Source organism: Streptomyces sp. SID3212, assembly GCF_009865405.1.
In the GTDB taxonomy this organism is placed as follows: Bacteria; Actinomycetota; Actinomycetes; order Streptomycetales; family Streptomycetaceae; genus Streptomyces.
Map to the genome: position 1 here is coordinate 1 of NZ_WWJY01000540.1, position 220 is coordinate 220.

Sequence of the window (220 nt, forward strand, 5' to 3'; positions counted from 1 at the left end):
CGCCGCGCTCCTGGCTGCCGGGACCCTGGCAGGCGGCGGGGCTCGCCAGGGACCGGCTCGAAGACCTCCGCAGGGCGCTCGGCATCGGCGCCTCCGTCGTACGGGCCAGCCGCTTCGACCCCCGGGGGGTCGCCGCCCTCACCGCGGGCTCCAGCGGGACCCGGCAGCTCGCCACCGCCGTCCTGGACCTGGCGGACGTCCAGCTGGTCCGCAAGGCGGC

Annotated in this window: 1 pseudogene; it reads left to right on the forward strand. The window is 79.1% G+C overall.

Features of this window, described 5'->3' with window-relative positions:
• A pseudogene (locus GT042_RS15955) lies at positions 1-220 on the forward strand (wax ester/triacylglycerol synthase family O-acyltransferase); the annotation flags it as partial.